The sequence below is a fragment of the uncultured Veillonella sp. genome (assembly GCF_963522475.1).
Taxonomy (GTDB): domain Bacteria; phylum Bacillota; class Negativicutes; order Veillonellales; family Veillonellaceae; genus Veillonella.
This window is the reverse complement of record NZ_CAUQYW010000025.1, coordinates 1-9,925: the sequence shown is the minus strand read 5'-3', so window position 1 is coordinate 9,925 and position 9,925 is coordinate 1. Positions and strand designations below refer to the sequence as shown.

The following is a 9,925-nucleotide window of genomic DNA, read 5'->3' as shown; positions in this document are numbered from 1 at the left end:
GCTGGCGATAGGAATTGAACCCACAACCTGCTGATTACAAGTCAGCTGCTCTACCAATTGAGCTACGCCAGCATCATTACGACAAGATGTATTTTATCATCCGCCTCACTAAGTGTCAAGAACTTTTTAAAAACTTTTTTGAAGTTTTTTCGTTCACTGCGGTATCCCTTAGTGCTTAATCATAATAACATGAAACGATACCCTATGCAAGTATTTTTTCTAAACTTTTTAAACTTCATTTTTTCCTCATTGGCAATCATAGATAAAGATAGATAATTGCTAATATAGCCACTATTATCCGATAGTACCAATTTGAATGAACACTTCAAACACATCGGCATGGGCACCTTCAAAATTAAGCATATGCCCAATAATAATCATATGCCCTGTACTAGATACAGGAATACATTCTGTTATACCTTCTATAACACCTAAAATGAGGGCAATTACATATTGGTCCATGATATCACCTGCCTTTTATATGCGGTCATAACTCATGGCAATATATAATGCCCTCAACAATCAATATAACTCTATTAATCAATAACCATAACACGATCAGGTTTAGTGATTGTCACTACCGCATGTTTTGGATCATTATTGTGTTCTAAGTACAATTGATCACCTTCGAGATGACCACGCCAACCTACAACAATCGGATATGTTTTACTAATAGTCTTTAATAGTTCAAGAGGATTTAAATTTAATATCGGTGCAAACAATACATTAATACCATCGATAAGAACAACTTCTGTATCACTGCGACTTAATGCACGACGAATTACTTCTTCTGCAAGTTGTGGTCTTTCATCACGAGGTACTAATAAAAACTCTTCTTCAATAAGTTGTTTTGCCTCTAAGTACTTCCAACCTTTTTGTTCAGATAATTCACGAATTAACAAACTTTTACCAGAACCAGGACCACCAACGATAAACAATATACGTTCATCATCACCTTGAATTTGTTCCCAACGTTCTCTTACATCTTGAACTGTAACCATATCCCTTGCCTCCTCGCTGTAACCGTTCCTACTTAACTGGACGGTCAGATAACATAACGGATTTGATATATTGGTTTTTATCATCTAGGGCAAACTGTAAATATGAGTCGCTTGCCGCTGGATTTTTATATTCATATACAGTAGATGTGCCCGCATTTGTTGTAGATTCAACAATACGAGTAGGCATACCATATACAAAGAGCAATAAGTATTTAGTATCCCCCATCGCAATACCGCGACGAGTAGGCGTGTAAATATTTAATAGAACACGATTGATGAGATTTTTTTTATCAACACTCACGCCATATTCGTTATATCCAATAAATGTGGACCCAAACAACATACCTTGATGTTTCCAATCATTATTGGGATCATTAACAAAATAATCATTTAATTTATAGCCACGCAACACAAAATCATCAGCAGTCAATTTACCTGCTTGAAAATCATATACTGGAGCTTTAGGCAATCCAAATCTTGGCCATACTTGACCACTAATCATATCAACAGCCTCTACATTGCTTTGTTTGATGGTGAAAGCAATATATTCTTTCTGTTGTCCTAGCATAGATTGTTGTTGGCTATTATTATTTGTATTCTCTATCGAGCTATTAAATTCCTTTTTTCGAGACCATGAATTTTCGGAATGACCTTCATATAGGAAGATATAACTTTCATTTTTCAAATCACGCCACATCGCAATAGGGCTACCATAGGCAAATACCAATTCCATGCGCGTGCTACCAACACCAATATCGCGTACAGTGTGGACGCCTTTTTTCGTACTATGAATATTAGTAATAGTATTCGGTTCAAAGAAATAAGTAGCACCTTGACCGCGCAATTGATTATTTACTAAACGCTCTTGAGCAGGTCCCGTGTAAACGGTCACCTCCAAGTCTTTCATATAGTACGTCGTAAAGTTATCACGAACCACTGTTTTTTCTACATCTTTAGGCGCTACAAACTGATCTCCTAAGCGATACCCATCAATAGCATAATCATCTTCAGACCCTAAAGCTGGCAAATTATTAGCCGTATAAGACTTACCAATATCAGCCAAGTTATTTTGCGTTACGCTAGGCAATGGACCTTCATTTTCGCTAGCTGCTTGCCAAAACTGTATGGAATCACCAAACTCGGTAACTGCCATTTGTTCAGCTAGCCATCCTGTTTTAGTGCTTTCCTTTTTTGTCTTTGTATCGATTTTAACAGCTTTAATCGGTGCATTATCTATATACGCAACAGACTCAGCCGCATCAGTTCCCGCTGCTTCTACAGTTGTCTTATCATCCGTATGTGCAACATCATTTGCATTCTCTGTAGATTCCACCGCAGTTTGTTTCACAGTCGAAATAGCCGGCTCTGCTGCATACCCTACCGATGTAGCAGATAAGCCTACTAGAAGTGCCGCTACGATACGGCTCTTAATAGAATGATTCATCGATTACTCTCCAATTGTGCACGCAACCATGTCAACCATGGCTCAAGTCCATTATGGGCCGTGCAACTTACTTCAAAAATCTCTCCTGTTGGATTCAAATTACGTATATCTTGTATGGCCTTATCTTTTTTGAAAGGTACATAAGGCAATAAATCTATCTTATTAATGAGGATAGCCTTTGACTCTTTAAAGATTAATGGGTATTTAAGAGGCTTATCCTCACCTTCAGTAACAGATAATACAGTTACCTTCATGCTTTCACCAATCTCAAATTCTGCAGGGCATACAAGGTTACCTACATTCTCGATAATGATCATATCCAGTTCATCAAGATTTAAATCACCTAGTGCATCTTGAATCATTTGTGCATCAAGATGGCAACCTCCCACTGTATTGATTTGAATAACAGGAACGCCTAATTCATGAATCCGTTCCGCATCCTTAGCAGTAAATAAATCACCTTCAATAACAGCAAGGCGGTAATCTTTTTTCAAATCATGTAAAGTTGCCTCTAATAGAGATGTTTTACCAGCCCCTGGAGAACCTAATAGATTAAATACAAAAATATTTTTTTCCTTAAACAACTGTTGTAAGGACTCTGCAATGGCATCATTTTTTGCCAATACATTAGTTTTAACTTGAACTTGCATGTCCTAACCTTTCTATCAATCGATATCCATGGAGGTCACTTGTAGTTCGCGGCCACCAATGGTTTGTACGAAATGACTGTCACAATAGGGACAGATAAACTTATAATTTTCTACCGGAAATGTTTTATCACAATCCAAGCACTTTCCTTCAATAGGAATGGTGTTAATTTCTATACGAGAACCTTCTGCTGCGGTCCCCTTTGTAACCGCTTCCCAACAAAAAAGAAGGGAATCTGGTTCCACGCCACTCATAAGACCCAAATCGAGTTGAACGGAATGAATCACAGATGCATCGTGTTGGCGCAATGTATCAAGGGCCACATCAAGTATACCTTCTGCTATAGACATCTCATGCATGGTATGCCTCATATACAGCTTCAAGCATCATTGTAGTCGTTACAGAGCCTACACCACCAGGTACAGGCGTAATAGCTGATGCAATATCTTTTACCGCTTCATAATCAACATCGCCTACCGTCTTACCTTCTAGTTCATTAATGCCTACATCGATAACAACAGCACCTGGCTTAATCATATCTGCTGTAATCATATGCGCACGACCAGCTGCAGCAATAACGATATCGCCACGTTTTACTTGTTCTGCCAAATCAGGGGTTCTAGAATGACACATTGTAACAGTACCATGTGCACCAAGTGTCATAAGAGCTACAGGCTTACCAATCACTTGGCTACGACCGATTACTACCACATGTTTCCCCTCTACAGGAAGATCGTAGTGGTTTAAAATTGCCATGCACGCCTTAGCAGTACAAGGGGCAAAGCCCCCTTTGCCTGCAGTTACAAGGCCAATATTATACGTAGTTAAACCATCGATATCTTTTTTAGGATCTAGCATATCGATAAGAGCCTCTGTATCAATGTGTTTAGGCATCGGCATTAACGGTAAAATTCCATGAACAGCCGCATCATTATTTAATTCTTGCAATGCTGCCACCACTTCATCCTGTGTAGCCGTTTCAGGTAATTGCTTTAATACAAAGCCATAGCCAAAGTTCTTGGCTGTCTTTTCCATAAATGTAGCATACATATGAGCCCCATGGTCCTCACCAACGAGTAATACTGCCATAGTAATTACAGAGTCGCCTACTGCTGCAACTTTTTCTTGTAAAATCGCCTTGTGAGCATCTGCTACTGCTTTACCGCGTAATTCGATCATAAGTATCTCCATTCATTTAAACTATCTATAAAATAAGGCGCCTCCGGAGAGGCACCTAAGTCTCTTATTCTATTATATAACGAACTGTCTATAATTTCTAATTATGACCGAATTCGTTTTATCTACGGAAATGAACAGTAATTGCTGTACCAGCCTGAACAGTTGTACCGCTACTTTCATCTTGAGATGTAGCCGTACCAGTTCCATCCGGTTTAAAGGCAAGTCCCGCCTTATGTAACCAATCACGCACTTCACCATAGGTAAAACCAGTAAAGTTAGGCAATGTAACAGAACCATCACTTCCCGGTTTTGGTTCAGGTAATGTATTAGCAGCTTTAACAGCTACTGGTGTACTTTCTTTAACATACGGACTCATTTGGTAATACCGTACAAGTTGAGATACGATGTCCTTAAATACAGGGGCTACAATTTGACTACCATAATAAGAACCCTTTTGTGGGTCATCAATAACGACAAGAACTACAAATTTTGGATCCTCTACAGGGCCAAAGCCAATAAAGGACGCAATGTATTGTCCGTCGAGATAACCGCCATGTTTGGTATCTAGTTTTTGCGCCGTACCAGTTTTACCAGCAAAGTGATAGCCTTCTACCATCGCTTTTGTACCGCCACCTTCAGATACTTCTTTTTCTAGAATATCTACGATGGTTTTAACAGTTTCCGCAGGAACTGGTTGGCCTACAACAGATGTTTCTGTCGTACTTGTCACATCCCCTTGAGAATTACTATAGGACTTGATAATATGCGGTTTCATCATAGCACCGCCATTAGCAAGGGCACCAAAAGCGCGAACCATTTGTAATGGTGTAACCGCAATACCTTGACCAATAGACATAGTCGCAACGTCTAGCTTACTCATATCATCCGGATTATATAAGATACCTTCACCTTCACCAGGTAATTCAATACCTGTTTCAGAGCCAAAGCCATAATCACGTACATATTTCGAGAGAATATCTGCACCTGTTAATGTACCAATTTCAGCCATACCAGTATTAAGAGAGTACTTCAAAATATCTAGCAAACGAACAGGACCATATCCCTCACCATTCCAGTTTCTAATGATATGTCCATTGGCAGCGAAGGCCCCTTTATCGTTATACACAGTGTCTAACTTCCATTTGCCTGCTGCAAGAGCTGCAGATGCAATGATAGGTTTGAATGTAGAGCCTGGTTCATATAAATTGGTAACCGCAATATTTTTGAAAGCCTCTTCACCACTTTGGTTGTAGTTATTAGGATCGTAACTTGGACGATTGGCCATCGCTAATATTTCACCGTTCTTTGGATCCATAACGATAACGCTGGCATGCTTAGCTCCTGTATCAACCATCGCCTTATCAAGAGCGCGTTCTGCAATAAATTGAATTGTTGCATCGATGGTTAAGGTTACACTTTTACCCTTATCTGGTAAAAATTTAGATAGTACGGAACCAAAGATGGCATTCCCTTTATTATCAGTAGCTACAATTTCTTGTTGTACGCCCCCCTTTAATTCGTCATCAAGAACCATTTCTAGACCATCAAGACCTTTATCATCAGTACCGACAAAGCCTAATACTTGTGCCGCTAAGACACCATTTGGATAATAGCGCTTAGATTCTTCAACGAAATTAAGGCCTGCAATATTATTATCCTTAATAACTTGTTGTACCCCTTTTGATTTATCTGCATCCATCATACGATTCAACCAGACAAAGGCGGTATCCTCTTGCAAAGCTTTCACAATATTCTCTTTTGACATCGTTACATACGGTGAGATGAGATCCGCAATCTCTTGAGGAGACTGTTTAATCATCTTTGGATCCGCATATAAAGATTTTGTAACTACACTCATCGCCAAAGGCTTGCCATTACGGTCATAGATTGTACCACGCGGCGATTGTAATTTTCTATCTACTTGAACTTGTAATAAGTTTTTCTTCTCTAGGTCAAAGGTATCAAAGACCTGTAACTGTGCTAAACGCCCGATAAGGACGAAGGCAACGGTCATGAGTATGGCAAGGCACCACGTAGTGCGACTCCAATCACTCATGCGTAATAACGCTTTATTTAATAACTTCATCATTTCTCCACTGGACGGCGTAACTTATGGTCTAATGCATCATATAATGCATCTGGTTCATTGGGAATCACCCCATTTTGTACCTGACCTAATAAATACTGCAATCCTTCCCCCACTTTTTTCCCTGCAAGCTTAATAACTCGTTCGTCATAATTTAAATCCTTTGTATGGATAGGCATCTCTAGGCTAAGATCTGCCATACATTCACCAAAGGCTAAGGTGCCATCAGTCGATGCATAAGGCTTCCCACAGCCTAATACATCGGCAGCACAAACCTTAGATAATTGTTCCCATGCAATTCGCATAATTTGACTATCTCGAAACTCACCGCTGCGAGCCTCTTTACGGATCCACTTTTTCTCATTAGCTTCTCCATTTTGTACAAAATAGTGAAAGCGCATATGATTTTTTACAATCCAAGCTACACGGCGCACAAAACTCTTAGGGTAACCTAAACGAGTAAGTAATGTTTCTGTCATTTCAGCCCCTAATGTATCATGGCCACGATCCGTTAAACGTCCGTTAATAACAGCTCGTACTGCCGGCATCCCCTTTGCTACATCGTGTAACAGTGCACCCCAACGTAATGTTAAATCTGGTTCTGTATGAGATACAACGGCTAATGTATGATACCAACCATCAAATTCGTGAAAGTCTTTTTCTTGTGGTAAATTCACAAGATGGTATAGCTCTGGTAAAATAGGCACTTCACGAGCGACGCCATTTTCTACAACGCGACAAGAGCACTCGGCCAAGCGAGATTGTACTAATACATCAAGGCCCTTAGCCACAGCGGGCTCTAACATGAGTCGGTCCAGTTCACTACGAACTCTCTCGAGAGATAACCCAGGCACACGATGAAAGGCCTTTGGCATGGCCTCTAATAAATCTTTACTTGGTAAAAAATCTAGCTTCGCTACAAAGCGACAGGCTCTAAATAATCGCAATGCATCCTCTTCAAAACGTTTCTGCGGATCGCCGATAGTGCGCAATGTTTTATGCTTGATATCTCGGCGTCCCCCTACTAAGTCTATGACCTCACCATAGCGGTTCATAGCCATGCCATTAACCGTGAAGTCACGGCGTAGTACATCTTCCTCTAAGGTATCGGCATAGGCTATTTCTTCGGGCCGATGACTATCCGCTCCATATCGCTCTGTTCTATACGTAGCGATTTCATACTGCTTACCTTCTAATGTTGCCACCACAACACCAAAGGATTTGCCCACAAGGTCTGTGGTTTGAATATCATGACTGCGGAGAACATCAATGACCGTATCGGGACGTGCAGACGTCACAATATCGAAATCATGAGGCTTTTGATGCATTAAAATATCGCGCACTGCTCCGCCAATGATATAGGCTTCATAACCTGCTTCTTCTAATACAGTCAATATTCGATTGGCTTGTTCCATCATGCACACTCCTTTCTGAACTAGTCTAACCTTTATTTTACTACAAATGAAAGCATGAAAAAAGTGCAATCCTATAAGGATTGCACTCGTTCTGCAATAGCTGTACCTGTCGGTGTTACCGCAAGGCCACCATCACTTGTTTCACGCAATGCGGCTGGCATAGCGCGACCAATATTATTCATCGCTTCAATAACTTCATCTGGTGGAATTTGACTTTCAATATTCATCAACGCCAATTCAGATGCAGTAATGGCATGAACTGCATAGAAACCATTACGTTTAACGCACGGTACCTCTACAAGCCCTGCTACTGGATCACAGGCAAGGCCCAATAAGTTTTTCATGCACAATGCAATAGCATGTCCTACTTGACGAGGCGTACCACCCATCATTTCTACAATGGCACCGGCAGCCATACAAGCGGCCGTACCAATTTCTGCTTGGCATCCGCCAACGGCACCGGCCACACAAGCGCGATTCGCTACGACATTGCCAATGCCAGAGGCAGCCAAGAAGCCCTTTACCATAGTTGCTCTATCTAGCTTGTAATGGTCCGCTACTGCTTTCACCGCACCAGGCATAACACCACAAGATCCAGCCGTAGGGCACGCAACAATGCGGAACATCTTTGCATTTGCTTCATTAACAGCAATAGCATAGGTCATAGCCTTGTACGCAATATCACTCATAAATCTTGGTGTTTGTCCATTAAGCTGTGCCGCCTGGCCACCGGACATACCAGACGCTGTTTTTTCTGCATAGTCTATACCATCTTGAATAGAACCTTCAAAGATGTCTAAACGATGCTCTATTTCACGAATAACCGCTTCTTCACTGCGGTCATAATTTTCTAATTCATAACGCAGCACTACTTCGCCAAAGGAAATGTTATTTTCCTCAGCTAAGCGAATAATATCTGCAATTGTATCGTATGCATAACTCATCATTCGCCCTCCTATAACGCTTCAAAGGTCATCACATCTTGAATGCCTGGACACTCGCGCATAAACTGAACGGTAATAGGATTTACTACTGTATCGGTAGTAATGACCATCACTGCATCCTTGTGCTTCCCCTTCCGAAACACGCGCATGGTAGCGATATTAATATCAGACTCACTCAATGCTTGGCTCACCAAAGAGATGGCGCCAGGTCTATCTTCATGGAATACAACAAGAGTAAACTCATCGCCAGTAATAGACATATCATTGCCATCTACTTCGGTAATCATAATTTGACCGCCACCAAGAGATCGACCAATCACCGTCATATGACGATTATGTTCATCGTACATATCAAAACGAACTACATTAGGATGACCTACATCAAGAGGAGACTCGATAAAGTTATACTCCATGCCCTCTTTTTCAGCTAATTTATGAGCAACACGAATATTCGTATCATCCTCTTTAAAACCTAATAAGCCCCCAATCAAGGTACGGTCTGTACCATGGCCTTTATAAGTCTTAGCAAAAGAGCCATATAAGGTTAAATCTACCTTTTTAGGTGTGGAACGGAATATGCACCGCGCCATCTTACCTAGCCGCGCAGCACCAGCTGTATGCGAACTAGACGGGCCAATCATGACAGGCCCTATAATATCAAAAATACTATTCATACACGCCTCTATATACACATAAATAATGTGAGAAAATCTTACTTTACCTATAGTATAACAATCGATATTAATTAATGTCTATATGCACATTAGAGGCATATTTGTTTGCCTACAGAGGACTACCACTCTTGTAAAAGCTGTTCTAAAAGTTTGTATATTGATGGGACACCTCCATATCTACAGTTATAAAAAGGAAGGACTATACTTATGCAACGACATCAGGTCACGAGGAGCAAAGAAGTATAGTCCTTCATTTTTAACTAGGTTGTAGATACAAAACTGGTCCCCATCAATATACAGCCACTAACGGATATCTTTCACAAAAATAGTAAAAAACGCACCTTAGGAGAACCTAAGATGCGTTATTTATAACAACAGTCCTAAATCATAAAAGAGAGGGGAAATAGGACTGTAGTTAATAAGTAAATAAATCCGATTAGCCCAAGATAGCTTTCATGTCAGCTTCTGGAGTTGTAATAGGATGTAATTGGAATTTTTCTACCAAAATGTTCAATACATTGCTGGAGAAGAATT

Annotated in this window: 9 protein-coding genes and 2 pseudogenes; all 11 read right to left on the bottom strand. The window is 40.5% G+C overall.

The features are described from left to right. Positions 1-300 precede the first annotated feature (300 nt). Positions 301-462 (bottom strand): annotated as a pseudogene (locus tag RWP19_RS09230) (undecaprenyl-diphosphate phosphatase); the annotation flags it as partial. 74 nt (positions 463-536) lie between these two features. Continuing rightward, the gene (brxF, locus tag RWP19_RS09225; protein WP_005379848.1) at positions 537-1,001 is read right to left on the bottom strand and encodes a BREX-3 system P-loop-containing protein BrxF; all 465 of its coding nucleotides are present in this window, start codon (positions 999-1,001) and stop codon (positions 537-539) included. A 28-nt stretch (positions 1,002-1,029) separates the two neighbouring features. After that, positions 1,030-2,445 (bottom strand): hypothetical protein, encoded by a 1,416-nt coding sequence (locus RWP19_RS09220; RefSeq protein ID WP_156720019.1) that lies wholly within the window; start codon positions 2,443-2,445, stop codon positions 1,030-1,032. Continuing rightward, a complete protein-coding gene (gene hypB / locus RWP19_RS09215) occupies positions 2,442-3,095 on the bottom strand; it encodes a hydrogenase nickel incorporation protein HypB (protein ID WP_005385456.1) in 654 nt (217 codons plus the stop codon). Before hypB ends, RWP19_RS09220 begins: the two co-directional genes overlap by 4 nt. A 15-nt stretch (positions 3,096-3,110) precedes the next feature. Further along, entirely contained in the window at positions 3,111-3,452 is a 342-nt protein-coding gene (gene hypA / locus RWP19_RS09210; RefSeq protein WP_005385455.1) for a hydrogenase maturation nickel metallochaperone HypA, read from the bottom strand. After that, positions 3,445-4,272 carry a bifunctional 5,10-methylenetetrahydrofolate dehydrogenase/5,10-methenyltetrahydrofolate cyclohydrolase gene (locus RWP19_RS09205; RefSeq protein WP_314357413.1) on the bottom strand — a complete coding sequence of 276 codons (828 nt, stop codon included), beginning with the start codon at positions 4,270-4,272 and terminating at the stop codon, positions 3,445-3,447. The genes hypA and RWP19_RS09205 overlap by 8 nt, the downstream gene beginning before the upstream one ends. Positions 4,273-4,390: 118 nt before the next feature. Next, entirely contained in the window at positions 4,391-6,358 is a 1,968-nt protein-coding gene (locus RWP19_RS09200; RefSeq protein WP_314050895.1) for a penicillin-binding transpeptidase domain-containing protein, read from the bottom strand. After that, positions 6,358-7,776 carry a CCA tRNA nucleotidyltransferase gene (locus tag RWP19_RS09195; protein WP_155086576.1) on the bottom strand — a complete coding sequence of 473 codons (1,419 nt, stop codon included), beginning with the start codon at positions 7,774-7,776 and terminating at the stop codon, positions 6,358-6,360. Before RWP19_RS09195 ends, RWP19_RS09200 begins: the two co-directional genes overlap by 1 nt. A 68-nt stretch (positions 7,777-7,844) precedes the next feature. Then, entirely contained in the window at positions 7,845-8,717 is an 873-nt protein-coding gene (gene sdaAA / locus RWP19_RS09190) for an L-serine ammonia-lyase, iron-sulfur-dependent, subunit alpha (RefSeq protein WP_005385447.1), read from the bottom strand. Positions 8,718-8,728: 11 nt separating this feature from the next. Next, on the bottom strand, positions 8,729-9,391 hold the full coding sequence (gene sdaAB, locus RWP19_RS09185; RefSeq protein ID WP_314357412.1) for an L-serine ammonia-lyase, iron-sulfur-dependent subunit beta: 663 nt from the start codon (positions 9,389-9,391) through the stop codon (positions 8,729-8,731). Positions 9,392-9,827: 436 nt separating this feature from the next. Then, a pseudogene (locus RWP19_RS09180) lies at positions 9,828-9,925 on the bottom strand (hydroxylamine reductase); the annotation flags it as partial.